The following is a 24,411-nucleotide window of genomic DNA, read 5'->3' as shown; positions in this document are numbered from 1 at the left end:
GTGGCGCGAACCCGGAATCTCGATTCCCAACCACTGGATTCCGGGTTCGCGCTACGCGCCCCGGAATGACGATCTAGGCCCGATGGTCGCGCTGCGTGGAAAAGAGATCGACGCCTTCCTCGCCCGCCCCGACGCGGGCCGGCCGATCGTCCTGCTCTATGGTCCCGACGCCGGGCTGGTGCGTGAACGCGCCGACGCGCTGATCGCCTCCGCCGTGGACGACCCCAACGATCCGTTCTCGCTGGTCAGGCTCGATGGCGACGAGCTGTCCGCCGAGCCGTCACGTCTCGTCGACGAAGCCATGACGGTGCCGCTGTTCGGCGGCCAACGCGCCATCCGCGTGCGCGCAGGCTCGCGCAGCTTCGCCAGCGGCATCGACACACTGGCCGAGATGGGCGTGAAGGATTGCCGCATCGTGATCGAGGCCGGCGAGCTGCGCCCGGAATCGCCGCTGCGCAAAGCCTGCGAGCGCGCCAAGACGGCCGTGGCGATCGGCTGCTATCCCGACACCGAGCGCGACTTGGCCAAGCTGATGGACGACGAGCTTCGCATCGCAAACTTGCGCATCGCGCAGGATGCCCGCGCGGCGCTGATGTCGTTCCTCGGCGGCGACCGCCAGGCCTCGCGCAACGAGCTGCGCAAGCTGACGCTCTATGCACATGGCAAAGGCGAGATCACGCTGGAAGACGTGATGGCGGTGGTCGCCGATGCTTCCGAACTGAAGCTCGATCCGATCGTCGACGGCGCCTTCGCCGGCCGGCCCGACATCGTCGAGACCGAGTTCGCCAAAGCCATGATCGCCGGCACCTATCCCGGCGTGATCATCTCGGCCGCGCAGCGCCAGGCCGCGTGGCTGCACAAATCCGCGCTTGCGATCGCCGACGGCCAGCCTGCCTCCGCCGTGCTCGACGGCGGCTTTCCGCGGCTGCACTTTTCGCGAAAGCCGGCGGTGGAGACGGCGCTGCGCAATTTCAGCGTGGCGCGGCTCGCCGCCATCATCGAGCAGCTAGCAACCGCCGCGCTCGACACCCGCAAGCAATCCACCCTCGCCGCCGCCATCGCCCAGCGCACGCTGATGGCGATCGCCGCGAACGCCAAGCGGCGGGGCTAAGCCCAGCTCTTTCCGCGCGTGATCGCGAGCCCGGAATAACGGCGAAGACTACAGCGCGCCCTTCGCCAGCCGCTTCATGACTTCGTCGAGCTGGTCGAGGTTGCGGTAGTTGATCTGCACGGAGCCGCCGGGGTCGCGGTGATTGACGGTGACCTTGAGACCGAGCGCGTCGCTGACGCGCTTTTCGAGATCGATCGTGTCGGGGTCCTTTTCCTTCCCCCCGGTGCTGCGCGCCTTCTGCGGCTTGCGCTCCGGCACGCCCTCTTCATGCGCGAGCGCCTCGGCCTGGCGGACGTTGAGACCTTCCTCGACGATGCGCCTGGCGGCAGCGAGCGGATCGGGCACGCCGATCAGCGCGCGGGCGTGACCGGCGGTCAGCTGACCGGTCGCGATGAAGGCCTGCACCTCGGCCGGCAGCTTCGTCAGCCGCATCATGTTGGCGACGTGGCTGCGGCTCTTGCCGACGACTTTCGCGATGTCGTCCTGGCTGCGTTTGAACTCATTGGCGAGCGCGTGATAGCCCTGCGCCTCCTCCATCGGATTGAGGTCTTCGCGCTGCACGTTCTCGATGATCGCGAACTCCAGCGCATCGCTGTCGCTGATGTCGACCGGCACGATCGGCACTTCATGCAGGCCTGCCATTTGCGAAGCGCGCCAGCGCCGTTCGCCGGCGATGATCTCGTAGCGGTCCTGCGCGCCCTTCACCGGACGCACCACGATCGGCTGGATCACGCCGTGCTGCCTGATCGAATCGCTGAGCTCCTTGAGCTCGGTTTCCGAAAAGGTGCGGCGCGGGTTGCGCGGGTTGGGCTTGATGAATTCGATCGGCACCTTGCGCTGCGCACGCGGACGATCGACGTGCTGAGCCTCGCCGCCGACGTCACCGATCAGACTTGCAAGACCCCGGCCCAGTCGCGAACGCGCTTCGTCGGCCATCGCCAGCTCCCTTGGATTCACGGTGCAGCACTCCAGAACTGAATTATCGTAGGGTGGGCAAAGCGAAGCGTGCCCACCGATTGTGTGCGGAAGACGGTGGGCACGGCGAAGGCGCCTTTGCCCACCCTACGGCATCGTCAATGCGTCGTGCGCAGCTCGCGCTCGCGCTGGATCACTTCGGTGGCAAGCCGCAGATAGGCTTCGCTGCCGACGCATTTGAGATCGTAGACCAGCACCGGCTTGCCGTAGGACGGCGCTTCCGAGATGCGCACGTTGCGCGGGATCATGGTCTTGTAGACCTTCTCGCCCATGAACTGGCGGACGTCGGCGACGACCTGGTTCGAGAGATTGTTGCGCGAGTCGAACATGGTCAGCACGATGCCGTGGATCGACAGGTTCGGGTTGAGCGTCGAGCGGACCTGCTCCACCGTCTGCAGCAATTGCGACAGACCTTCGAGCGCGAAGAACTCGCACTGGAGCGGCACCAGGATCGCATCGGACGCCGCCATCGCGTTCACCGTCAGAAGGTTGAGCGAGGGCGGGCAGTCGATCAGCACATAGGTGTAATCGGCGTCCGGCGAGACGTTGTTGTTGAGCGCACCGATCGCGTCGCGCAGCTTGAAGGCGCGGCCGGGCGTGGTGCCGAGCTCGAGCTCGAGGCCGGAGAGGTCCATGGTCGAGGGCGCGATGTGCAGCCGCGGCACCGCCGTCGACACCACCGCCTCGCGCAAGGCCGCTTCGCCGACCAGCACGTCATAGGTCGAACAGGAGCGGTTGCGGCGATCGATGCCGAGGCCGGTCGAGGCGTTGCCCTGCGGATCGAGATCGACGATCAGAACGCGCTCGCCAATCGCGGCGAGCGCCGTGCCAAGGTTGATCGCTGTGGTTGTTTTTCCCACGCCGCCTTTTTGATTCGCCAGCGCGAGGATGCGCGGGTGGCCCTGCGGGACCACGTCGGTCTGTTCTTGCTGCGGCTCGTCAATCACGCTCATCGCAAATTCCCCACTCGCCCCTGAACGTCTCAGCCGCGCCGTTCGGCGGCATTGAGCTCCACGATCCAGCCGTCACCGGTGCGGCTTTGGTGGAGCTGCGGCTGAATATTCCAATATTTAGCGGCTTCAGTCAATTCAGCCTCTACATCTTGACCCTTTGGAAACAACGCTTTTGCGCCCTGGCGCATCAGCGGCTCCGCAAAGCCGATGAGTTGATGTAGCGGAGCCAGTGCACGCGCGGTGACGCAATCGACCGGGCCGGTGATTCTATCCACATTATCCCCGATCTCAGCGAGATGTACGACTCCCGGAGATGTGGTGATCCGAATTGCTTCGCGCAGGAACGCCGCCTTCTTGGCGATTCGCTCGACGAGGTGAACGCTCGCACCGGGTGTCTCCGCCATGGTGCAGGCCAGGACGACGCCCGGAAATCCGCCGCCGCTACCGAGATCGGCCCAGCGCCTGGCCGTTGGGGCGAGATCGACGAGCTGAAGCGAGTCGGCGATGTGCCGGGTCCAGAGGTGCGGCAGCGTCGAGGGCGCGACGAGATTGGTCTTGGCCTGCCACTCCCGCAGCAGCGCGATGTAGCGATCGAGCCGGGCCTCGGTTTCACGTGAAACGGGCGCAAGCTTCAGCGCCGCGATCTTGTCCGCCGCTATGACCGAGTCCAGCGATCGATCGTTGGCGCTGGCCTTGTTGATCTTCTGGCTGGCCGGCGCAGATCGACCGTCGGGTCCCTCGCCCGCTCCAGATCCTGGTGCTGAAGGTTTCGGCGATGACGATCGACCGCCGGCCGGTCCGCGCTGTTTCACGTGAAACGCCTATGCAATTGCCTTTGAGGTCTTCCTTGCCTCGCGCCGGAGATAGGCCGCGAGGATGCCGAGCGCCGCCGGCGTCATGCCATCGATCCGGCCGGCCTGGCCGACCGTGAACGGCCGCGCCTTCTCCAGCTTGGCCCTCACCTCATTGGAGAGACCTGGCACCAGCTGATAATCGACCTCTGACAGCACCAGCCCCTCGTCGCGCCGGAAGGCTTCGACGTCGGCGCTCTGGCGCTCCAGATAGACGTCGTACTTGGCGTCGATCTCGAGATGGGTGGCGATGACCGGGTCGATCGCCGACAGCTCCAGCCAGATGGCGCGGACCTGGCTCCAGCCGATGTCCGGATAGGCCATCAGCTCGAAGGCCGAGCGGCGTTGACCGTCCCGGTTCAGGGACAGTCCGTGCTTGATCGCCTCATTCGGGGTGATGGTCAGCGACTTCGACAGCGTCCGGGCGGCGTTCAGGGCCTCCATCTTGGTCCGGTGATGCAGGGTCCGGGCACTCCGAACGCACCCCAGAGCGATGCCCTTCTCGGTCAGGCGCTGATCGGCATTATCGGCCCGCAGCGTCAGCCGGTACTCGGCCCGCGAGGTGAACATCCGATAGGGCTCGCTGATCCCGCGGGTGACGAGGTCATCGATCATCACGCCGAGATAGCCATCGGCGCGGTCGAACACCGTCAGTGCGGCCCCGCTGGCGGCCAAAGCCGCGTTCAGCCCGGCCACGATGCCCTGCCCGGCGGCCTCCTCGTACCCAGTGGTGCCGTTGATCTGCCCGGCCAGGAACAGGCCGCGCAGACGCTTGGTCTGGAGGGTCGGATCGAGCTCGCGGGGATCGATGTGGTCGTATTCGATGGCGTAGCCCGGGCGCACCATCTTGACCCGCTCCAGGCCGGGAATGCTGGCGAGGATCGCGAGCTGGACCTCCTCCGGCAACGAGGTCGAGATGCCGTTGGGATAGACGGTGCTGTCGTCGAGCCCTTCCGGCTCCAGGAAGATCTGGTGGCCGTCGCGGTCACCGAAGCGGACGATCTTGTCCTCGATCGAGGGGCAATAGCGCGGTCCGGAGCTCTTGATCTGGCCGGAGTACATCGGGGAGCGATGGACATTGGCCCGGATCACCTCATGGGTCGCGGCCGTGGTCCGGGTGATCCCGCACTGGATCTGCGGGGTCGTGATCCGGTCGGTCATGACCGAGAACGGCTCCGGCGGCTCGTCTCCCGGCTGCATTTCCACCGCCGACCAGTCGATCGTGGTGCCATCCAGACGCGGTGGAGTGCCGGTCTTCAGCCGTCCAAGGGTGAAGCCGGCGCGCTCGAAGGAGCTTGAAAGGCCCATCGCGGGCGCCTCGCCGACGCGGCCGGCGGGCCAGTTCTTCTCGCCGAGATGGATCAGACCACGCAGGAAGGTGCCGGTGGTGACAACAATGGACCCGGCTCCGAACTCCCGGCCGTCGGCCAGGCGAAGACCGGTCACCCGGCCCTCGACCACGATCAGCTCGTCGGCCTCACCCTCGATGACGGAAAGACCCTCGGTCTCCCGGATCGCGGCCTGCATCGCGGCGGCATAAAGCTTCCGGTCGGCCTGGGCCCGGGGGCCGCGGACCGCGGGGCCCTTGCGGCGATTGAGGACACGAAACTGGATGCCGCCGGCATCGCCGACCCGGCCCATCAGACCATCCAGCGCATCGACCTCGCGGACCAGATGGCCCTTGCCGAGACCGCCGATGGCCGGATTGCAGGACATCGCGCCGACAGTGGAGAAACGATGCGTCACGAGAGCGGTCGCGGCGCCCATCCGGGCAGACGCAGCCGCGGCTTCACAGCCGGCGTGGCCGCCGCCAATCACGATGACGTCGAAACTCTCTCGCTCTGGTCGCATGGGCGGACTTCTAGCTCAGAGGCGGAGAAGCCGGAAGTGGAAACTGGGTGCCGGTTGTTTCACGTGAAACGAGGCGGTCGGGAGGACGAAGTGCGGTTTCGCGAAAACAACCCCATGCACAGTAGGCTGGGGTTTGAAATCACTATGTTTCACGTGAAACGAAATGGACCCCACGATGCAGGAAGGGGCGACGACGGAACAATCATCCGTCGACGCGAAGCAATCCAGACTGTCTCCGCGGAGGCGGTCTGGATTGCTTCGTCGCAAGAGCTCCTGGCAATGACGAGACTGAGGCACGCACCCTGCTCCAAATCGCCACCGTTTCGCAGCGAGGTCAGATCGAGTGCACCAAGGCCGGTTTCACGTGAAACAGGCCCACTCGCCTTCCCCGTGAATGGAACCGCTGTTTCACGTGAAACACCAAGCAATGGAACAAGCGCTAGTTCTACAATGAAGAACTAGCGCTACTTTCCGATACAGAATTTCTGAAAGATGGCCCCAAGGACGTCTTCAACGTCCACCCGGCCCAACAGCCGGCCCAGGGCATAGGCGGCGGAACGAAGCTCCTCGGCCGCCAGCTCTTCGCCCTCTCCTACAAGCTCCAGACTTCGGCGCAAGCTGTCTGACGCCTGGCGCAACAGATCGCGTTGCCGGGCCCGGGTCACCAATGCGCCCTCGCTGGTTCCAAAGAACTCGGCGGAAAACTTCACGAGGGCGTCGACCAGCTCGCGAATCCCGTCCCCCCGGCTGGCCGAGATCCCGAACTCGCCCTGCGGCCCCTCGTCCCCGAACTCGCCGAGATCGATCTTGTTGCGCACGATCCAGACCGAGCCGCCGGACGGATGGCTCCCGTCGCCGGACGTCCACAGCGAACGCATCGAAGCCGGATCGGCGGCCTGCTCCCCCTCCACCAACCACAGTACGAGGTCGGCGTCCTCGGCTCGCGCTCGGGCGCGGCGCACACCCTCCTGCTCCACGGGATCATCGGTCTCGCGAATGCCGGCGGTGTCGATGACAGTGACCGGATAGCCGTCGAGGTCGAGCTGCACCTCGATCACGTCGCGCGTGGTGCCGGCATGTGGCGACACGATCGCGACATCTCGGCGCGCGAGCTGATTCATCAGCGTCGACTTGCCGACATTCGGCTCGCCGGCGATGGCAACCACCATTCCATCGCGCAGGCGTTCAGAATGTCCCTGTGCCGCAAGCACCTCTGTGATTTCGACGTGGAGCGCCTTGATCGCCTTGACCGCCGGCGCCCTCAGCTCCGCCGGCACATCGCCCTCGTCGGAAAAATCGATGCCGGCTTCGATCAGTGCCGACGCCTCGATGATTCGCTCGCGCCAGTCGCGCGCGCGGTTGCCGAGCAGCCCCTGCAGTTGACGCAACGCCTGGCGGCGCTGGCGGTCGGTGTCGGCATGGATGAGGTCGTCGAGGCCCTCGGCTTCGGTCAGGTCGAGCTTGCCGTTCTCGAAGGCGCGTCGCGTGAACTCGCCGGGCTCGGCCGCCCGCATATTCGGAATTACAGAAATAGCGGCCAGGAGCGCCGCCAGCACCGCGCGGCCGCCATGGGCGTGGAATTCGGCGACGTCCTCACCGGTCGCGCTCGCCGGCCCCGGAAACCAGAGCACGACCGCGTCGTCGATCGGCTGGCCTGTCCCGTCACGGAGCAGCCGGCGGCTGGCCTGCCGCGGTGCCGGCAGCTTGCCCGCCAGCGTCGTCAGCACCAGGCCGGCCTGCGCGCCCGAGACCCGCACCACGGCGATCGCGCTCGGCGGACGGCCCGACGACAGAGCAAAGATGGTCTGGTCTCGCGGATGCATGGCCTATTTGTCCAGCCGCCGGGGAAAAGGCAAATATCCGTTTCGGCCGATACGCCCGCGCGGTTTTGCTGCACCAATTCCCGCAGCAAAAAGCTTTTTTGCACCGCAGCATACCGCAGCATTTTGCCGCAAGAGTCTCCCCCGCCTCCGCTAAAAGACTTAGCTAGAGTCAAGTATTATTTAGTTATATCAATATCTTAATAGACAATTAGATTCAGATGGCAACCGCTCGCCATGCTGCACCCTCGCTGCAACAAAGCCGCACAAAAAAAAGGGCGCCCGAAGGCGCCCTCCAATCCTTTGCTGCACCGCACTCAGGTGTTCATGGAGTCGAAGAACTCCGAATTGCTCTTGGTCGAGCGCAGCTTGTCGAGCAGGAAGTCGATCGCGTCCATGGTGCCCATCGGGTTCAGGATGCGGCGGAGCACGTACATCTTCTTGAGCACCTGCGGATCGGTGATGAGCTCCTCCTTGCGGGTACCGGAGCGCGAGATGTCGATCGCCGGGAAGGTCCGCTTGTCCGAGACCTTGCGGTCGAGGATCAGCTCGGAGTTACCGGTGCCCTTGAACTCTTCGAAGATGACTTCGTCCATGCGGCTGCCGGTATCGACCAGCGCGGTCGCGATGATGGTCAGCGAGCCGCCCTCCTCGATGTTGCGGGCGGCACCGAAGAAGCGCTTCGGGCGCTGCAGCGCGTTGGCGTCGACACCGCCGGTCAGCACCTTGCCGGATGACGGCACCACGGTGTTGTAGGCGCGGCCGAGACGCGTGATCGAATCGAGCAGGATCACGACGTCGCGGCCATGCTCGACCAGGCGCTTGGCCTTCTCGATCACCATCTCCGCGACCTGGACGTGGCGCACCGCCGGTTCGTCGAAGGTCGAGGACACGACCTCGCCCTTCACCGAGCGCTGCATGTCCGTGACTTCTTCCGGACGCTCGTCGATCAGAAGCACGATCAGATAGCATTCGGGATGATTGTGCGTGATCGAATGCGCGATGTTCTGCATCAGCACGGTTTTACCCGTGCGCGGCGGCGCCACGATCAAGGCGCGCTGGCCCTTGCCGATCGGCGCGACGATGTCGATCACCCTTGCAGAAAGGTCTTTTCGCGTCGGATCGTCGATCTCCATGCGGAAGCGCTGGTTCGGAAACAGCGGCGTGAGATTGTCGAAATTGACCTTGTGCTTGGCCTTTTCCGGGTCCTCGAAATTGAGCGTATTGACCTTCAGCAGCGCGAAATAGCGCTCGCCCTCTTTCGGGCTGCGGATGTGGCCTTCGATGGTGTCGCCGGTGCGCAGGCCAAAACGGCGGATCTGCGAAGGCGAAACGTAGATGTCGTCCGGGCCCGGCAGATAATTGGCATCGGGCGAGCGGAGAAAGCCGAAGCCGTCGGAGAGCACCTCGACGACGCCTTCACCGACGATGTCGGTCTCAGCGAGCGAAAGCTGCTTGAGGATAGCGAACAGCAGCTCCTGCTTGCGCATGGTGCTGGCATTCTCGACCCCATTCTCTTCCGCGAACGAGACGAGCTCGGCCGGGGTTTTCGACTTGAGGTCCTGGAGTTTAATTTCCCGCATTGGGGTGGTCCTGTGGGGTAACCTAAGGGAGGGGGTGCGAGGAGGCTCTGAAATGCGGACGAGAAGGAAGATAGGGTCCGCAGGTCTGGCAAGGTGAGTGCCGGTGAGGCTTCAAACCTGATGCGGTGTCCGGCCTCTGGAAAGCTCGGACACAACCACATCCGCCTGCGTTGGGTGGGATATCGCCAATATAGAAAATCGCCCCTCACTGCGCAAGCCGAAGCGCTGGGCGATCAATCGAGATCGCTGCCTAGAACGGTTTCACGATCACCATGATGACGATGAAAATCATCAGGGCGGTCGGCACCTCATTGATAATCCGATAGAATTTCTGACTTCGGGGACGCCGGTCGGCAGCGAAATCCTTCAACCAGCGGGAAAAAAAGCCGTGGACCGCGGACAACGCCAGGACCAGTGCCAGTTTTACGTGCAGCCAACCGGATGCAAACCAATGGCCGGACCAGGCGAGATAGAGCCCGGCGAGCCAGGTGATGATCATGGCCGGGTTGATGATCGCCTTGAGCAGCCGGCGCTCCATGACCTTGAACGTTTCCGACTGCTTGGAGCCGATTTCGGCCTCGCAATGATAGACGAACAGCCGCGGCAGATAGAGCATGCCCGCCATCCAGGAAATGACGGCGATCACGTGCAGCGCCTTGATCCACTCGTACATGCCGGCGGCCTCCTTTTCTTGTTTCGACGCGTTTTCTCGAGGCGAACCGGAATCCGCTTCGCTCGATAACGCTTCTGCTCACCAAACAGTGGATGGAACGAGCCCGGTAAGAATTCATTCATAGATGGGAGCGCACACTTATCCGAGCGCTCCGCTTATCTAAACCTAAACTTTTAGAATCTTAAGGTTTGAGTCTTAGTGACCGTGGATTGGACTCACACAATTCCGTCCGCCACTTCCCGAGCGCTTGTTCACATCCATCAACATATCCCGCGTGGGCCTCGGCGGATCCGATAAGCCGTCCGGGCTCAAGGGCTTGCGTGCGCCCGTCGACAGCCTATCAAGGGGGTTATCCGCGCAATCCCGCTTCCCTCTCGGTGGGCCGCCGGACTTGTTCTCACGGGCAGTGGTGTGAAGAAAATTGGCACTTGTCCCGCCCCTGGTGTCGCGCAACCCTTTCCGAGGGGTTAAGCTCCACAGAAATCCACACATCACACCGCCCTCATACAAAGAGTTTTTGTGCCGACCTCGAACAATTATTTCCATCTGCACCTCGTATCCGACTCCACCGGCGAGACGCTGATCACCGTCGCGCGCGCCGTCGCCGCGCAGTACGCGAACGTCACGCCGGTGGAGCATGTCTACCCGCTGGTGCGCAGCCAGAAGCAGCTCGACCGCGTGCTCGACGAGATCGAGGAGGCGCCGGGTATCGTGCTGTTCACGTTGCTCGAGAAGGATCTGGTCTCCCGGCTCGAGGACAAGTGCAAAGGGATCAATGTTCCGAGCCTGTCGATCATCGGTCCGGTGATGCAGTTGTTCGAGGCGTATCTTGGGGCCGCGACCACGGGGCGCGTCGGCGCGCAGCACGTGCTCAACGCGGAATATTTCAAGCGCATCGACGCGCTGAACTACACGATGATCCATGACGACGGTCAGCATGTCGAAGGTCTCGACGATGCCGACGTGGTGCTCGTTGGTGTCTCCCGCACCTCGAAGACGCCGACGTCGATCTACCTCGCCAATCGCGGCATCCGCACCGCCAACGTGCCGCTGGTGCCGGGCATTCCGGTGCCGGTGCAACTGGAGACATTGACGCGGCCGCTGGTGGTCAGCCTGCATGCGACACCGGAACGTTTGATCCAGGTCCGTCAGAACCGCCTGCTCTCGATGGGCGCCGACTCCAGCAGCGACACTTATACCGACAGGCAGTCCGTCGCCGAGGAGGTCGCGTTCGCCCGCAAGCTCAGCGCCAAGCACGACTGGCCGCTGCTCGACGTCACGCGGCGCTCGATCGAGGAAACCGCCGCGGCGATCATGAAGCTCTACAGCGATCGCCAGCGCAACCGGCCCTCGGAATAGTTTTCGCGATGGGTTTGTGGCGCGGCAAATCTCCGTTGATCCTGGCCTCGCAAAGCAGCGCGCGAAAGATGCTGCTGGCGAATGCCGGGCTGGAGTTCATAGCGATCACGGCCGATATCGACGAGCGCGGCATCCAGGCCGCGTCGAAGCTTTCGAGTCCTCGCGACATCGGTCTCTTGCTGGCGCGCGAAAAGGCCAAAGCCGTGTCGGCCAATCATCCGGGAAGCCATGTCATCGGCGCCGACCAGACCCTGGCCCTTGGCGAGCGTCTCTTCAACAAGCCCGCCGGCCGCGCGCAGGCGATGGCGCAATTGCGTGATCTCGCCGGCAACTACCATGAGCTGAATTCGGCGGTGGCCGTGGCACATGACGGCAAGATTGTCTTCGAGGACGTCTCGGTGGCCCGCATGACCATGCGACAGATGAGCGAGGCGGAGCTTTCGGCCTATCTTGACGCGGCCGGGGACGCCGTGACGACCAGCGTCGGCGCCTATCAGCTCGAGGGCCTCGGCATTCACCTGTTCGAGCGCATCGAGGGCGACCATTTCACCATTTTGGGTTTGCCGCTGCTGCCGCTGCTTGCGTTCCTGCGGAGCGAACAGCTAATTGCAGTTTGAATGACGGACGTGGTTGTGCGCTGATGCGGATCCTGGGACTGACCGGCTCGATCGGGATGGGCAAATCGACCACCGCGAAATTGTTCGCGGAGGCCGGCGTCCCCGTCTACGACGCCGATGCCGCCGTCCATCAGCTCTACGAGGGCGAGGCGGCGCCTGCGATCGAAGCCGCCTTCCCCGGCACCACCGCGAACGGCAAGGTCGATCGACCAAAACTGTCGGCCCGCGTCGTGCACGATCCCGCCGCGATCAAGCAGCTCGAGCAGATCGTTCATCCGATGCTCGGCGCCTCCCGACAAAAATTCTTTGCCGACGCCGAAGCCGCCAACGCGCCGGTCGTGGTGCTGGATATCCCGCTGCTGTTCGAGACCGGTGGCGAGAAGCGGGTTGACGCCGTCGTTGTGGTCTCGACCTCGCCAGAACTGCAGCGCGAGCGGGTGCTGGCGCGGGGCACGATGGACGAGGCCAAGCTCAACGCCATCATCGCCAAGCAGACGCCCGACGCGGAAAAGCGCAAGCGGGCCGATTTCGTAGTGGATACGTCACACGGACTTGAACCGGTGCGGGCGCAAATTGCGCACATCCTGGCCGAGGTCGTTAAGATGCCGCAGCGGCGAGCCTGATTCGCCGTCCCACACGGCTCCTGATCATGCGCGAAATCGTTCTCGACACCGAAACCACCGGCCTCGATCCGCTCCGCGGCGATCGCCTGGTCGAAATCGGCTGTGTCGAGATGTTCAACCGCATGCCGACGGGGCAGACGTATCACGTCTACATCAATCCCGAACGGGACATGCCGGCGGAAGCCTTTGCGGTGCACGGGCTGTCGGCCGAATTTTTGTCGACCAAGCCGGTGTTCCACGAGGTCGCCGATGCGTTCCTGGAGTTCATCGGCGATGCGCCGCTGGTGATCCACAACGCCTCGTTCGACATCAGCTTCATCAATGCCGAGCTCGACCGGATCAAGCGCGCCGCGATACCGCGCGAGCAGCTGGTGGACACGCTGCTGCTGGCCCGGCGCAAGCATCCGGGCGTGTCCAACCGGCTCGACGATCTCTGCTCGCGCTATGCGATCGACAATTCCCGCCGCACCAAGCACGGCGCGCTGCTCGACGCCGAGCTTCTGGCCGAGGTCTATGTCGATCTGGTCGGGGCGAGGCAGTCGCAGCTGCTGCTGGCTTCGGAAGCCGAGGAAATTCGCATCAATGCGGCTGGCGATACGCCGCGGCGGCAGCGACCGACGCCGCTTGCGCCGCGGATTTCCGACGCCGAGCGCGAGGCCCACAGGGCCTTCATCGCAACGCTCGGCGACAAGGCGATCTGGAACGAGTTTTTGCCCGCTCCAGTTACCGTCAATCCGGCTGGTTAGGCCTGATTTTAGGCTTGGCCGGCCTGACCACCGGCGGCCATTTGCCGCTCCATGTTCTGGCGATAGAGACCGACGAAATCGACCGGATCCAGCATCAGCGGCGGGAACCCGCCGTCGCGCACGGCCGTGGCGATGATCTCACGCGCGAACGGGAACAGCAGACGCGGGCATTCGATCATGACCAGCGGGTGCAGGTTCTCCTTCGGCACGTTGACGATCCGGAACACGCCGGCATAGGCGAGCTCGAACGAGAACATCACCTTGCCCGCGGTCTCGGCCTTGCCCTCGACCGACAGAGTCACCTCGAATTCCTGTTCGCTGAGGTTATTGGCGCCGACATTGATCTGGATATTGATCTGGGGCGGCTGGCCCTGCTGCTGGAGCGAACTCGGCGCGTTCGGATTTTCGAACGAGAGGTCCTTGGTATATTGCGCCAGCACGTTGAGCTGGGGAGCCGGGGCCGCCTCGGGAGGGGTGCCGTTACCGTTGGTCATGAAAGTCTCTCCTTACCCGATTGGGGCTGAATTTCGCGGCGGTTGGCTAACATAGGGCCGCCTCGTTCCACAAGGACGAACGGCCCCGGGGGGATACCCCGGCCGCGGCCACATCTGTGACGCTCACTCCGGCCTCCCGGCCCAATCGCAGGTTAAACGATTGAAGATGCGCGATTTCCGGGCATGATCGGGTTTCCCCTTAAGCATAAAACGCGCTACACTTCGTGCTGTGCCAAAAGGCGCCATTGGCCGGGCAAGATTTCGTGCCTACATCCCACGGACCTGACGTGCGGACCCGAAATGGTGATGTAGACTTGCCGTTCCCGTATGGAACGGTCTACTGGCCGGATTGATTTTCCCGGCGGCGACCCTTCTAGGCGGCCCCTTCTAGAGAAGACCAGAAAGCGAATACCTCGTGGACATCTACACCATCATCTTCCTGGCGCTGGCGGTCTTTATTTTTCTGCGGCTGCGCAGCGTGCTGGGGCAGCGCACGGGCAACGAGCGGCCTCCGTTCGACCATACTGCCGCCCGCAACGCGCTGGGGGGTGCCCAGGACAAGAACGTCGTGACCATGCCGGGCAAGGTGATCGACCAGGCTCCGCTGGCGCCGACGGTCGAGCCGACCCCGCCCTCCGACCGCTGGAAGGGCCTGACCGAGCCGGGCACCGCGCTCGCGCAGGGTCTCGACGCCATCGTCGACAAGGATTCCACCTTCGACCCGCGCCATTTCATCTCGGGCGCCCGCGGCGCCTATGAGATGATCGTGCTGGCCTTTGCCAATGGCGACCGCCGCGCGCTGCGCGACCTGCTGTCGTCGGAGGTCTATGAAAGCTTCGACGCCGCGATCAAGGAGCGCGAGAAGAACGAGCAGAAGACCGAGACGCGCTTCGTCTCGATCGACAAGGCCGAGCTCGTCGGCGCCGAGCTGCGCGACCGCACCGCCCAACTCACCATCCGCTTCGTCTCGCAGATGATCTCGGCCACCCGCGACAAGGCCGGCAATATCGTCGACGGCAGCGCCGATACGGTCGCCGACATCACCGACATCTGGACTTTCGCCCGCGACATCACCTCTCGCGATCCGAACTGGAAGCTGGTTGGCACCGGAAGCGCGAATTAAGGTCTTCCTGAAGACCAGCGCGACGGCGCTTTGCGCGGGTGTCGTCGTGCTGTCGTCGTTTTCGCTCGGCGCCGAGGCGGCGCGGCGCCACTACCGCAGCCACCACCACCATCTCCCGCAATTGCCCGCCACCCCGCCGCGGGCCTTGCCCTATCCGCAGCTCCCCCTGCCGTTCGAGATATCAGGCGCGCAATACCTGCCGCTGGCCTGGGCCGATGTGAAAGGCTGGAGCGATGACGATCATCTCGCAGCCTACAAGACGTTCCGCGCGAGCTGCCGGTCGATCAACGCGCAGACCGTCGCTCCCGAGCCCAAGAGTGAATACAAGGCGCTGGGGGCATCGCTGAGCGAACCGTGCCGGGCCGCCAAATCGCTCGAGCTCAGCGACGACGCCAAGGCCAAAACCTTCTTCGAGGAGAATTTTGCGCCGCTGCGCATTTCGCGCCTCGGCGAGCCCGACGGTTTCGTCACCGGCTATTACGAGCCGGTGCTGGAGGGATCGCGGACGCAGACTGACGTCTACAATGTCCCGGTCTATCGCCGGCCTTCGAACCTCTTCGTGCGCGGCTACAAGCAGGATTCGGTCAGCCTGCCCAACAAGGGCCCGGTCTATCGCAAGATCGGCCGCCGCAAGCTGGTGCCCTATTACGACCGCGGCGAGATCGAGGACGGCAAGATCGCGGGCCGTGGGCTCGAGATCGCCTGGCTGAAGGACCCGACCGATCTCCTGTTCGCGCAGATCCAGGGCTCGGCGCGGATCAAGTTCGACGACGGCACGACGCTCCGGCTCAACTATGACGCCTATAACGGCTACCCCTACACGGCCGTCGGGCGCATCCTGATCGAGCGCGGCATCATTCCGAAGGAAGAGATGTCGATGCAGAAGATCAGGGAATGGATGGCGCAGAACCCCGATGGCGCCAAGGAGCTGCGCCGCCAGAACCGCGCCTACATTTTCTTCCGCGAGGTCAATCTCTCGGACAAGGACGAGGCGGTGGGCGCGCAGGGCATTCCGCTGACGGCCGGCCGCTCCATCGCGGTCGACAAATCGCTGCATGTCTACGGCACGCCGTTCTTCATCGAGGGCGAGCTGCCGATCGACTCCGAGCGCTCCAAGACGCCGTTCCATCGGCTGATGATCGCGCAGGACACCGGCTCGGCCATCATCGGTCCCGCGCGCGCCGATCTCTATTTCGGCGCCGGCGCGGATGCCGGCCGCGTCTCGGGGCGACTGCGCCATCCCATGCATTTCGTGATGCTGGTGCCGAAGAGCCTCGATCCGACGCCACGCGCCGCGCGGCTGCCGGTGCCGGATCCGCGGCCCTCGGAGAAGATCGCAAAGCTGTTTCCGCAAACCGAACCTGCTAAGGATCAGGCCAAGCCGGCGGCTCCGGCCGCAGCCGTGGCGCCAGGCAAGGGTGAGACGGTCGCTGTCGCAAGCCCTGTCCCGTTGCCGGTGCCGCGTCCCGTGATCGAGCCTGTTCAAGAGCTGCGGCGGCCGGCGAAAAATCGTCCCCATCGGCAGCAATGAAACGATCGTCCCGTCCGCCCGTGCTGGAGCCTCGCCCCTCGCCGCGCCGCCGCGCGCTGAGCGAGGATGAGCGCGAGCTGTGGGATACGGTCGCAAAACAGGTCAAGCCGCTGAGGAAGCATCGTGCGCCGAAAGCGCATCCCGCGTCGCGACCAGAACCATCACCCGCTGCGCCGGCCACGCGACCTGCGCCGTCGCCACGTCCGATTGCTGCGGCGCCGGCGCCGCGTGCCGCCAAGCCGTCCGTCCCGCCTTTGGCGCCGCTCGGCAAGCGCGAGCGCACAAAGCTGTCGCGCGGCCGCAGCGAGATCGAGGCGCGGCTCGATCTGCACGGCATGACCCAGACGCGCGCCCATCGCGCCTTGACCGGTTTCCTGCACCGCGCCCATCACGACGGCCTGACCTTCGTGCTCGTCATCACCGGCAAGGGCCGGAGCGGCGGCGAAAGCGGCGTGCTCCGCCGCCAGGTACCGGAATGGCTGAGCCTGCCGGAATTCCGCGCCTTCGTCGTCGGCTTCGAGACGGCGCATATCGGCCATGGCGGCGAGGGCGCGCTTTACGTGCGGATCAGGCGGGCGAGATTTTAGCGGTTCTACACCTCTCCCGCTTGCGGGAGAGGTCGACGCGCTCGAAGAGCGTGGCGGGTGAGGGTTCTTTCGTCTTAGGGAATCCCTCTGCGGAGACACCCTCACCCCAGCCCTCCCCCGCAAGCGGTAGAGGGAGTGCACCGTCTAAAACGGCCGCACGATTCCGACGCGCGGGATCAGCGTGATGACCAGGCCGAAGATGTCAGTGTTGCGATCCCCGGCCGGGATCAGCGGGGTCTCCTGTTTGGCCGGCAGCATCTTCACCGCATGCAGGATCAGGAACATGCAGACCGCCCAGTTCGAGATCCAGCGCGAATAGTCGAACACCATCGCGAACATCACGAGATAGGCGAGGCTGACGCCGATCAGCGCGGCGATGACGAGGCGCCGGTGCGTCTCGCTTGCGAGCGCGCTGATCAAATCGGCAAAATAGCGCCACAGCGGCGTGTGCAGCCAGATCAGAAGCGCAAACACCGGCACGCCGAGGATGTTGTGCGGCAGGCGGCCCCAGGTGTCCAAGATCTCCTTCGCCAGCGGCTGGTACCAGATGTAGCTGAATTGCAAGAGGTCGGTGCGGGAGGGATCGACCATCCTGGTCTTCAGATACGCGACGAAATCCGCCTCCGGGATCGGCATCGTTCCCAGGAATTGGGCCGCGAAGAACAGCGCGGAGACGACCGCGAGGGCGACCACGCCGAACGCGACGTTGCTGCGATTGCACCCGCAGGCGAGATAGTGCCTGATCACGACGATGGCGATGATGGTCGGCACGTACATCAAGAGATGAATGTGGTGGATCAGCACGAGCACGATCGAGAACAGCGCCGCCGTCGCCACGAACAGCAGTGAGCCCGCCGGCATCAGCAGCAGGATGATCGCCAGCGCGCAGCCATAGATGTCGAAATGACCGAGCGTGTGCATGAAGTTCTTCAGGAAGAACGGCGAGCCCGCGATGAACACGAACAGCGGCAGCGTCTTCGCGGCAAAGCCGAAGGTCTTTTGAAACAACCTTGCAAATAGCGCCAGCGTCACCAGCCACGTCACGCCGCCGAGTGCGAACACCAGCCAGACCGGCACCTTCGTCGTGAACAGCGCGACGACCGCCCCGATCAGCGCGCGCTTGATGAAGCCGAAATGGTAGTCGACGAGCAGGTGGATGTAGGGGACGTAGGGCGGCAGCTGGATCTTGTGAACGAACACGCCGACGATGACCACGGCGTTGATCGCGAGCAGCAGGCGCCAGGGGTTTTGCAGGATGCGCGTCGTCACGCTGCACCCGAACCGGCGCAGGTTACCGCCGCCGTCGTCCCGGACAAGCGAGCTCGTGCCAACGCGCAGCGTTGTCCGGAGCGTGCGCAGATCCGGGACCCATAACCACCGCAGGTCGCTTGAGCCGAGATCAGAGCCGCCATCTTGCTTCAACAATATCCGCTGGTGGAATGGGTCCTGGCTTTCGCCAGGACGACGGCGGATAGATAGCGGACAAGCCCGGAATTACAAAATAAACCGGCTCAGATCGGCGTTCTTGGCGAGGTCGCCGACGTGCTTCTGTACGAAATCGGCATCGACCCGGATGGTCTCGCCGTTGCGGTCGGGCGCGGTGAAGGAGATCTCGTCCAGCACCCGCTCCATCACCGTCTGGAGCCGCCGCGCGCCGATGTTCTCGACGGTCGAGTTGACGGCGACCGCGACGTCGGCGAGCGCGTCGATGGCGTTGTCGGTGATGTCGAGCGTGACGCCCTCGGTCTGCATCAGGGCAACATATTGCTTGATCAGCGAGGCCTCGGGCTCGGTCAGGATGCGGCGCATGTCGTCACGGGTCAACGCCTGGAGCTCGACGCGGATCGGCAGGCGGCCCTGCAATTCCGGCAACAGGTCCGACGGCTTGGCGACATGGAAGGCGCCGGAGGCAATGAACAGGATGTGGTCGGTCTTCACCGCGCCGTGCTTGGTTGAGACCGTGGTACCCTCGATCAGCGGCAGCAGGTCGCGCTGCACGCCCTCGCGCGAGACGTCGCCGCCGACGCGGCCGTCGCGGGCGCAGATCTTGTCGATCTCGTCCAGGAACACGATGCCGTTGTTCTCGACCGCGCTGATCGCTTCCAGCGTCAGCTGCTCGGTGTCCAGCAGCTTGTCGGATTCCTCGTTGATAAGGATCTCGTGCGAGCTTTCCACCGTGAGCCGCCGGGTCTTGCTGCGGCCGCCCAGCTTGCCGAAGATGTCGCCGATCGAGATCGCGCCCATCTGCGCGCCCGGCATGCCCGGAATCTCGAACATCGGCATGCCGCCGCCGGAGGACTGCGTCTCGATCTCGATTTCCTTGTCGTTGAGTTCGCCCGCCCGCAGCTTCTTGCGGAAGGATTCCCGCGTCGCCGAACTCGCATTGGCGCCGACCAGGGCGTCGAGCACGCGCTCCTCGGCGGCGAGCTGGGCGCGCGCCTGTACATCCTTGCGCTTGCGCTCGCGCACCTGGGCGATCGCGACCTCGACGAGATCACGCACGATCTGCTCGACGTCGCGGCCGACATAGCCGACTTCGGTGAACTTCGTCGCCTCGACCTTCAGGAACGGCGCATTGGCAAGCTTGGCCAGTCGCCGCGCGATCTCGGTCTTGCCGACGCCGGTGGGGCCGATCATCAGGATGTTCTTCGGCAGCACCTCCTCGCGTAAGGAACCTTCGAGCTGCTGCCGCCGCCAGCGGTTGCGCAGCGCGATCGAGACGGCGCGCTTGGCGTCGGTCTGGCCGACGATGAAACGGTCGAGTTCGGAAACGATTTCGCGGGGAGAGAAGTCTGTCATGGGACCTTAGCTAGGGTCAGATGCGGGCCGGGACAAGTCGCTTTTTCGGCCGTCAGATGATCGGCGGCCCCGATTGCCATTGCTTCACGGCCTCGATCGGATGGATCAGCATCAGGATATTGAGCGTCAGATTGTCGCGAATGTGGAGCGCCAGCATGATCTCGAAGGCGAGCCCGATCATCACGGTGACCCAGACCGGCAGAACGCGTGCGGCGAGGAACCCCAGCACCATGGCCAGATTGTCAGAGACCGAATTGACGATGCTGTCGCCAAAATAGTCCAGCGAGATCGTGCCGGCGCGGTAGCGCTCGATGATGAATGGCGAGTTCTCGACGATCTCCCAGGCGCCTTCGATCAGCATGGCGACGATCAGCCGTGCCGGCCACGACAGAGGCAGCAACGGCAGGCGCGCGAATAGCAGAAAGGTCAATCCGTAGAACAGGAAGCCGTGCAGGACGTGCGAGAAGCTGTACCAGTCGGCGATGTGCTGGGAGTTCTCCGAGCTGTTCACCACGCCGTGCCACAGCTTGACGTAGCCGCAGGTGCAGATCGGCACCCGGCCCATCGCGAACAGGATCGAGGCCTGCAGCGCCAGCAGCAACAGCGCGATGCTGACCCAGGCGAATGCCGGCACCGCGGCTTTGCTTTCGTGCGTGGTTGCCAGCGTCATGGCACGCGCACCATCAACAGCGCCGGCCCGTCCGGCGTCTCGACCATGCGGTCGCGGACGAAGCCCGCCTTCTCATAGGCGCGTACGGCACGCGAGTTGAGCGGGTCTGGATCGGTGACGACGCGCGGCAGGCCGTGCCGCAGCTGCTCGTCGACGAATTGGCGGATGAAGGCCGAGCCGTGGCCGCGCGCGATCATGTCGCTTTCGCCGATGAACTGATCGATCCCACGCGTGCCCCCCGGTTGCGGCCCGAAGCCCGTATTCCAGGCAGTCAGGCGGTAGCACTGAAGATAGCCGAACGGCTTGTCGCCGGCCAACACGATGAACTGGTCCATCGCCGGCTCATCGAGGTCGCCGCTGACCAGCGCAAACTGCTCGCCCGGATCGCCCCACCATTCCCGCACATGCGCTTCGCCCAGCCACCGCCGGATCAGCGGCAGGTCGGCCGCGGTCATCGGGCGGAAGGCGTAGCTTTGGGTCATCTAGCGACCATGACGGAGCTGCACTCCCTCTCCCGCTTGCGGGAGAGGGTTGGGGAGAGGGTGCTTCCGCAACGGGACAGCCCCCAAGGGGAGGGAGCCCTCACCCGCGCCTTTGGCGCGACCTCTCCCGCAAGCGGGAGAGGTTACAGCCAGTCCTGAGCTCCGCTGTTCAATCACAGGCCTAGCCGGTCGCCAGGCTTTCGATGGTCACATTGCGGTTGGTGTAGACGCAGATGTCGGCGGCGATGTCGAGGGAGCGGCGGACGATGGTCTCGGCGTCCTTGTCGGTGTCGAGCAGGGCCCGCGCGGCCGCCAGTGCATAGTTACCGCCGGAGCCGATCGCCATCACGCCGGCCTCGGGCTCGAGCACGTCGCCGGTGCCTGTCAGCACCAGGGAGACGTCCTTGTCGGCCACGATCATCATGGCCTCCAGCCGCCGCAAGTAACGGTCGGTGCGCCAATCCTTGGCGAGCTCGACCGCGGCGCGGGTCAATTGCCCCGGATATTGCTCGAGCTTGGCTTCCAACCGCTCAAAGAGTGTGAAGGCGTCGGCGGTGGCGCCGGCAAAGCCGCCGATGACGTCGCCCCTGCCGAGCTTGCGGACCTTCTTGGCGTTGGACTTGATCACGGTCTGGCCGATCGAGACTTGGCCGTCGCCGCCGATCACCACCTTGCCGCCCTTGCGGACCGTCAAGATCGTGGTGCCGTGCCAGCCCGGCGAGCTTTTCTGGGAATCCTGCATGAATGATCCTCGTTGTCCGGGCTGATTTAGGCGGTCGGGGGCGAGGGCACAACGGGCCGCTCCGGCCCCAATTTCGCTCACCATAGGCAGAAGTAGACGCCCGGCCAGCCGTTCCCGCAGTAGCGAAGGCGTCATGGGGCTGTTAAAAGACCCCCGTTTTCGGCCCCCGAGCATGATCCGGAAAAGTGGGCACCGGTTTTCCGACAAAGATCATGCTCAAATAAAGCGAAAGCTAGTTTTGATGCGCACCGCGACGATCAAGCGCAAGACCAAGGAAACCGACATCGAGGTCACCGTGAACCTCGATGGCACCGGCGTGTCCAATATCGCGACCGGCATCGGCTTTTTCGACCATATGCTCGATCTCCTCGCCCGCCATTCCCGCATCGACCTCACGGTCAAGGCGGTCGGCGACCTGCACATTGATCATCACCATACCACCGAAGACACCGGCATCGCGCTCGGCCAGGCGGTCAAGCAGGCGCTCGGCACCATGGCGGGCATCACCCGCTATGCCGGCGTGCACATGCCGATGGACGAGACCCTGTCGCGCGTCGTGATCGACATCTCGGGCCGCCCGGTCCTGGTGTTCAAGGTCGACTTCCCCCGCGACAAGATCGGCGAGTTCGACACCGAGCTCGTGCGCGAGTGGTTCCAGGCCTTCGCCATGAACGCCAGCGTGACTCTCCACGTCGAGACCCTATATGGCGATAACAGCCACCATATCGCCGAGTCCTGCTTCAAGGGTCTGGCGCGGGCGCTGCGGGCGGCGGTTGCGATCGATCCGAAGGCGGCGGGTGAAATCCCGTCCACCAAGGGCTCGCTCGGCGGCTGACATCTCCGTCGGTTACGAAACGACGCCGGCGGCATCACTGAATTCTTGAGAACGGGGCATCACCATGCCTGTCTACACAGTTCATGCTCCCTCCCCTGCCGGAGCCGATCTGCGCGCGACCGACAAGTTCGTCTTCGTGCGCGACGGCTTCCATTTCTGGGCGATGATCTTCGGCCCGTTCTGGCTGCTGTGGAATCGGCTATGGCTGGCGCTGATCGGCTGGATCGTCTTCCTGGCTGCGTTCGATGCCGGACTGCACCGCCTCGGCGTCGGCCGCAGCTCGATCTTCTTCGCCAATATGATCGTTGCGGTGCTGATGGGGTTCGAGGCTTCCAGCCTGCGGCGCTGGACACTGTCGCGCGGCAAGTGGCGGCAGCTCGATATCGTCATCTCCGACGACGAGGACACCGCCGAGCGCCGCTTCTTCGAGCGCTGGAGCCAGAAGCAGCACGGCATCGTCAACGATCAATGGGCCGTCGATCGCGGCGGCCCGCCGCCGACCCGCAATACGCCGGGCCAGCAATTCTCGAACCCGCCGCCAATTCCGGCCGGCGGCATCATTGGTTTGTTTCCAGAACCGGGAGGGTCAAGATGAGCATCGCCATCATCGATTACGGTTCCGGTAATCTGCATTCCGCCGCGAAAGCCTTCGAGCGCGCCGCGCGCAGCCTGGAGGACCCGCAAAAGGTCTTCGTCACCAGCGATCCGGATCAGGCTTACGGCGCCGATCGCCTGGTGCTGCCGGGCGTCGGCGCCTTCGCCGATTGCCGGCGCGGCCTCGACGCCGTCAACGGCATGGTCGAGGCGATCACCGAAGCGGTGCGGGTCAAGGCGCGGCCGATGTTCGGCATCTGCGTCGGCATGCAGCTGTTCGCCACCCGCGGCAAGGAGCATGTCATCACGCAGGGCCTGAACTGGATCGGCGGCGACGTCGAGAAGATCACGCCGCGCGACGAAAGCCTGAAGATCCCGCACATGGGCTGGAACACGCTCGACGTGCTGCGCGAGCACCCGGTGCTGAACAAGCTGCCGCTCGGCCCCAAGGGCCAGCACGCCTATTTCGTGCACTCCTACCACCTCAACGCCGCCAATGAGGCGGACGTGCTCGCGCGCGCCGACTATGGCGGGCCTGTCACCGCGATCGTCGCGAAGGACACCGCCATCGGCACGCAATTCCACCCCGAGAAGAGCCAGCGTTTTGGCCTCGCTCTGATCTCGAACTTTTTGCGATGGAAGCCGTGATTCTTTTCCCCGCGATCGACCTCAAGAACGGCCAGTGCGTGCGCCTCGAGCAAGGCGACATGGCGCGCGCGACCGTGTTCAACCTCAATCCCGCGGCGCAGGCGCAGAGCTTTGCCGAGCAGGGGTTTGAGTATCTCCATGTCGTCGATCTCGACGGTGCCTTTGCCGGCAAGCCGGTGAACGCGCAGGCTGTCGAGGCGATGCTGAAGACGATCAAGATCCCGGTGCAGCTCGGCGGCGGCATTCGCGACCTCGCGACCGTCGAAGCCTGGCTCGAAAAGGGCATCACCCGCGTCATCATCGGCACCGCCGCGGTGCGCGATCCCGATCTGGTGAAGGCTGCGGCCAAGAAATTCCCCGGCCGCGTCGCGGTCGGGTTAGACGCCCGCGACGGCAAGGTCGCGGTCGAGGGCTGGGCGGAGACCTCGCAGGTGACTGCTTTGGAGATCGCGCAGCGGTTCGAGGATGCCGGCGTCGCCGCCATCATCTTCACCGACATTGCGCGCGACGGCCTGCTCAAGGGCCTGAACCTGGACGCAACCATCGCGCTGGCCGACAGCATCTCCATCCCGGTGATCGCCTCCGGCGGCCTTGCCTCGATCGACGACGTCAAGGCGATGCTGACGCCGCGTGCCAAAAAGCTCGCCGGCGCGATCGCCGGACGCGCACTTTACGATGGCCGGCTCGATCCCGCCGCCGCCCTCACCCTGATCCGCAACGCGCGCGCCGCCTAGGAGCCGACAC

At 64.4% G+C, this 24,411-nt stretch carries 25 protein-coding genes; 12 read left to right on the top strand and 13 right to left on the bottom strand.

All coding sequences use genetic code 11. The features are described from left to right. Positions 1-82: 82 nt before the first annotated feature. A complete protein-coding gene (gene holA, locus AB5K84_RS01020; RefSeq protein WP_011083456.1) occupies positions 83-1,111 on the top strand; it encodes a DNA polymerase III subunit delta in 1,029 nt (342 codons plus the stop codon). 48 nt (positions 1,112-1,159) lie between these two features. On the opposite strand, the gene AB5K84_RS01015 is transcribed toward holA, so the two are convergent. The 7 genes from AB5K84_RS01015 to hemJ form a co-directional block, all read right to left on the bottom strand. Next, a complete protein-coding gene (locus AB5K84_RS01015; RefSeq protein WP_038965125.1) occupies positions 1,160-2,047 on the bottom strand; it encodes a ParB/RepB/Spo0J family partition protein in 888 nt (295 codons plus the stop codon). A gap of 137 nt (positions 2,048-2,184) precedes the next feature. Next, the gene (locus AB5K84_RS01010; RefSeq protein ID WP_011083458.1) at positions 2,185-3,039 is read right to left on the bottom strand and encodes a ParA family protein; all 855 of its coding nucleotides are present in this window, start codon (positions 3,037-3,039) and stop codon (positions 2,185-2,187) included. A gap of 29 nt (positions 3,040-3,068) precedes the next feature. Then, entirely contained in the window at positions 3,069-3,710 is a 642-nt protein-coding gene (gene rsmG / locus AB5K84_RS01005; protein WP_171463831.1) for a 16S rRNA (guanine(527)-N(7))-methyltransferase RsmG, read from the bottom strand. A gap of 150 nt (positions 3,711-3,860) precedes the next feature. Further along, positions 3,861-5,741 carry a tRNA uridine-5-carboxymethylaminomethyl(34) synthesis enzyme MnmG gene (gene mnmG / locus AB5K84_RS01000; RefSeq protein WP_011083460.1) on the bottom strand — a complete coding sequence of 627 codons (1,881 nt, stop codon included), beginning with the start codon at positions 5,739-5,741 and terminating at the stop codon, positions 3,861-3,863. Positions 5,742-6,205: 464 nt separating this feature from the next. Next, complete coding sequence (mnmE, locus tag AB5K84_RS00995) at positions 6,206-7,564, bottom strand: tRNA uridine-5-carboxymethylaminomethyl(34) synthesis GTPase MnmE (RefSeq protein ID WP_011083461.1); 1,359 nt, start codon at positions 7,562-7,564, stop codon at positions 6,206-6,208. A 314-nt stretch (positions 7,565-7,878) separates the two neighbouring features. Continuing rightward, the gene (gene rho, locus AB5K84_RS00990; protein ID WP_011083462.1) at positions 7,879-9,144 is read right to left on the bottom strand and encodes a transcription termination factor Rho; all 1,266 of its coding nucleotides are present in this window, start codon (positions 9,142-9,144) and stop codon (positions 7,879-7,881) included. Between the two features lie 250 nt (positions 9,145-9,394). After that, complete coding sequence (hemJ, locus tag AB5K84_RS00985; RefSeq protein WP_011083463.1) at positions 9,395-9,817, bottom strand: protoporphyrinogen oxidase HemJ; 423 nt, start codon at positions 9,815-9,817, stop codon at positions 9,395-9,397. 519 nt (positions 9,818-10,336) lie between these two features. On the opposite strand from hemJ, the gene AB5K84_RS00980 reads away from it, so the two are divergent. The 4 genes from AB5K84_RS00980 to dnaQ are packed head-to-tail and all read left to right on the top strand — an operon-like array spanning position 10,337 to position 13,162. Then, entirely contained in the window at positions 10,337-11,176 is an 840-nt protein-coding gene (locus AB5K84_RS00980; protein WP_011083464.1) for a pyruvate, water dikinase regulatory protein, read from the top strand. 8 nt (positions 11,177-11,184) lie between these two features. After that, on the top strand, positions 11,185-11,793 hold the full coding sequence (locus tag AB5K84_RS00975) for a Maf family nucleotide pyrophosphatase (protein WP_011083465.1): 609 nt from the start codon (positions 11,185-11,187) through the stop codon (positions 11,791-11,793). 23 nt (positions 11,794-11,816) lie between these two features. After that, positions 11,817-12,416: a dephospho-CoA kinase gene (gene coaE / locus AB5K84_RS00970; protein WP_011083466.1), complete on the top strand. Its 600-nt coding sequence runs from the start codon at positions 11,817-11,819 to the stop codon at positions 12,414-12,416. A 26-nt stretch (positions 12,417-12,442) separates the two neighbouring features. After that, positions 12,443-13,162: a DNA polymerase III subunit epsilon gene (gene dnaQ, locus AB5K84_RS00965; RefSeq protein ID WP_011083467.1), complete on the top strand. Its 720-nt coding sequence runs from the start codon at positions 12,443-12,445 to the stop codon at positions 13,160-13,162. An 8-nt stretch (positions 13,163-13,170) separates the two neighbouring features. On the opposite strand, the gene secB is transcribed toward dnaQ, so the two are convergent. Then, complete coding sequence (gene secB / locus AB5K84_RS00960; protein WP_011083468.1) at positions 13,171-13,656, bottom strand: protein-export chaperone SecB; 486 nt, start codon at positions 13,654-13,656, stop codon at positions 13,171-13,173. Between the two features lie 415 nt (positions 13,657-14,071). Here secB and AB5K84_RS00955 point away from each other — a divergent pair, with 415 nt between their 5' ends. Genes AB5K84_RS00955 through AB5K84_RS00945 form a run of 3 tightly spaced genes read left to right on the top strand, consistent with a single transcriptional unit; the run spans position 14,072 to position 16,897 of the window. Beyond that, a complete protein-coding gene (locus tag AB5K84_RS00955) occupies positions 14,072-14,779 on the top strand; it encodes a Tim44/TimA family putative adaptor protein (protein WP_011083469.1) in 708 nt (235 codons plus the stop codon). Further along, the gene (mltA, locus tag AB5K84_RS00950) at positions 14,757-16,310 is read left to right on the top strand and encodes a murein transglycosylase A (RefSeq protein WP_038965126.1); all 1,554 of its coding nucleotides are present in this window, start codon (positions 14,757-14,759) and stop codon (positions 16,308-16,310) included. The genes AB5K84_RS00955 and mltA overlap by 23 nt, the downstream gene beginning before the upstream one ends. Continuing rightward, positions 16,307-16,897 (top strand): Smr/MutS family protein, encoded by a 591-nt coding sequence (locus AB5K84_RS00945; RefSeq protein WP_011083471.1) that lies wholly within the window; start codon positions 16,307-16,309, stop codon positions 16,895-16,897. Before mltA ends, AB5K84_RS00945 begins: the two co-directional genes overlap by 4 nt. 144 nt (positions 16,898-17,041) lie before the next feature. Here the strand turns inward: AB5K84_RS00945 and AB5K84_RS00940 are convergent, their stop codons facing one another. From AB5K84_RS00940 to hslV, 5 genes are all read right to left on the bottom strand, one after another. Further along, positions 17,042-18,166: a hypothetical protein gene (locus AB5K84_RS00940; protein WP_011083472.1), complete on the bottom strand. Its 1,125-nt coding sequence runs from the start codon at positions 18,164-18,166 to the stop codon at positions 17,042-17,044. Between the two features lie 225 nt (positions 18,167-18,391). Beyond that, a complete protein-coding gene (hslU, locus tag AB5K84_RS00935; protein WP_011083473.1) occupies positions 18,392-19,696 on the bottom strand; it encodes an ATP-dependent protease ATPase subunit HslU in 1,305 nt (434 codons plus the stop codon). 52 nt (positions 19,697-19,748) lie between these two features. Continuing rightward, entirely contained in the window at positions 19,749-20,366 is a 618-nt protein-coding gene (locus AB5K84_RS00930; RefSeq protein ID WP_011083474.1) for a DUF2585 domain-containing protein, read from the bottom strand. Next, a complete protein-coding gene (locus tag AB5K84_RS00925; protein ID WP_011083475.1) occupies positions 20,363-20,848 on the bottom strand; it encodes a GNAT family N-acetyltransferase in 486 nt (161 codons plus the stop codon). The genes AB5K84_RS00930 and AB5K84_RS00925 overlap by 4 nt, the downstream gene beginning before the upstream one ends. A 181-nt stretch (positions 20,849-21,029) precedes the next feature. Next, entirely contained in the window at positions 21,030-21,590 is a 561-nt protein-coding gene (gene hslV, locus AB5K84_RS00920) for an ATP-dependent protease subunit HslV (RefSeq protein WP_011083476.1), read from the bottom strand. A 241-nt stretch (positions 21,591-21,831) separates the two neighbouring features. Here hslV and hisB point away from each other — a divergent pair, with 241 nt between their 5' ends. From hisB to hisA, 4 genes are all read left to right on the top strand, one after another. Next, positions 21,832-22,425, top strand: coding sequence for an imidazoleglycerol-phosphate dehydratase HisB (gene hisB / locus AB5K84_RS00915; RefSeq protein WP_011083477.1), 594 nt, complete (start codon positions 21,832-21,834; stop codon positions 22,423-22,425). 64 nt (positions 22,426-22,489) lie between these two features. Further along, positions 22,490-23,020: a DUF2628 domain-containing protein gene (locus AB5K84_RS00910; protein ID WP_011083478.1), complete on the top strand. Its 531-nt coding sequence runs from the start codon at positions 22,490-22,492 to the stop codon at positions 23,018-23,020. After that, positions 23,017-23,667, top strand: a complete 651-nt coding sequence (hisH, locus tag AB5K84_RS00905) for an imidazole glycerol phosphate synthase subunit HisH (RefSeq protein ID WP_011083479.1) — start codon at positions 23,017-23,019, stop codon at positions 23,665-23,667. The genes AB5K84_RS00910 and hisH overlap by 4 nt, the downstream gene beginning before the upstream one ends. Then, a complete protein-coding gene (gene hisA, locus AB5K84_RS00900; protein WP_038965127.1) occupies positions 23,655-24,401 on the top strand; it encodes a 1-(5-phosphoribosyl)-5-[(5-phosphoribosylamino)methylideneamino]imidazole-4-carboxamide isomerase in 747 nt (248 codons plus the stop codon). The genes hisH and hisA overlap by 13 nt, the downstream gene beginning before the upstream one ends. The last annotated feature ends 10 nt before the right edge of the window (positions 24,402-24,411 follow it).

The organism is Bradyrhizobium sp. 1200_D9_N1_1, assembly GCF_052075915.1.
In the GTDB taxonomy this organism is placed as follows: domain Bacteria; phylum Pseudomonadota; class Alphaproteobacteria; order Rhizobiales; family Xanthobacteraceae; genus Bradyrhizobium; species Bradyrhizobium diazoefficiens.
Note: the sequence above shows the minus strand (reverse complement) of the source record. Positions and strands in the feature narration are given on the sequence as shown.

Bases quoted from the DNA above. Each gene is read 5' to 3' on its own strand.
- hisA (WP_038965127.1), top strand. From the start codon at position 23,655: ATGGAAGCCGTGATTCTTTTCCCCGCGATCGACCTCAAGAACGGCCAG.
- hemJ (WP_011083463.1), bottom strand. From the start codon at position 9,817: ATGTACGAGTGGATCAAGGCGCTGCACGTGATCGCCGTCATTTCCTGG.
- AB5K84_RS00925 (WP_011083475.1), bottom strand. From the start codon at position 20,848: ATGACCCAAAGCTACGCCTTCCGCCCGATGACCGCGGCCGACCTGCCG.
- hslU (WP_011083473.1), bottom strand. From the start codon at position 19,696: ATGACAGACTTCTCTCCCCGCGAAATCGTTTCCGAACTCGACCGTTTC.
- AB5K84_RS00945 (WP_011083471.1), top strand. From the start codon at position 16,307: ATGAAACGATCGTCCCGTCCGCCCGTGCTGGAGCCTCGCCCCTCGCCG.
- coaE (WP_011083466.1), top strand. From the start codon at position 11,817: ATGCGGATCCTGGGACTGACCGGCTCGATCGGGATGGGCAAATCGACC.
- hisH (WP_011083479.1), top strand. From the start codon at position 23,017: ATGAGCATCGCCATCATCGATTACGGTTCCGGTAATCTGCATTCCGCC.
- AB5K84_RS00930 (WP_011083474.1), bottom strand. From the start codon at position 20,366: ATGACGCTGGCAACCACGCACGAAAGCAAAGCCGCGGTGCCGGCATTC.
- hisB (WP_011083477.1), top strand. From the start codon at position 21,832: ATGCGCACCGCGACGATCAAGCGCAAGACCAAGGAAACCGACATCGAG.
- holA (WP_011083456.1), top strand. From the start codon at position 83: ATGGTCGCGCTGCGTGGAAAAGAGATCGACGCCTTCCTCGCCCGCCCC.
- AB5K84_RS00975 (WP_011083465.1), top strand. From the start codon at position 11,185: ATGGGTTTGTGGCGCGGCAAATCTCCGTTGATCCTGGCCTCGCAAAGC.
- dnaQ (WP_011083467.1), top strand. From the start codon at position 12,443: ATGCGCGAAATCGTTCTCGACACCGAAACCACCGGCCTCGATCCGCTC.
- mnmE (WP_011083461.1), bottom strand. From the start codon at position 7,564: ATGCATCCGCGAGACCAGACCATCTTTGCTCTGTCGTCGGGCCGTCCG.
- secB (WP_011083468.1), bottom strand. From the start codon at position 13,656: ATGACCAACGGTAACGGCACCCCTCCCGAGGCGGCCCCGGCTCCCCAG.
- AB5K84_RS01010 (WP_011083458.1), bottom strand. From the start codon at position 3,039: ATGAGCGTGATTGACGAGCCGCAGCAAGAACAGACCGACGTGGTCCCG.
- hslV (WP_011083476.1), bottom strand. From the start codon at position 21,590: ATGCAGGATTCCCAGAAAAGCTCGCCGGGCTGGCACGGCACCACGATC.
- AB5K84_RS00910 (WP_011083478.1), top strand. From the start codon at position 22,490: ATGCCTGTCTACACAGTTCATGCTCCCTCCCCTGCCGGAGCCGATCTG.
- AB5K84_RS01015 (WP_038965125.1), bottom strand. From the start codon at position 2,047: ATGGCCGACGAAGCGCGTTCGCGACTGGGCCGGGGTCTTGCAAGTCTG.
- mnmG (WP_011083460.1), bottom strand. From the start codon at position 5,741: ATGCGACCAGAGCGAGAGAGTTTCGACGTCATCGTGATTGGCGGCGGC.
- rho (WP_011083462.1), bottom strand. From the start codon at position 9,144: ATGCGGGAAATTAAACTCCAGGACCTCAAGTCGAAAACCCCGGCCGAG.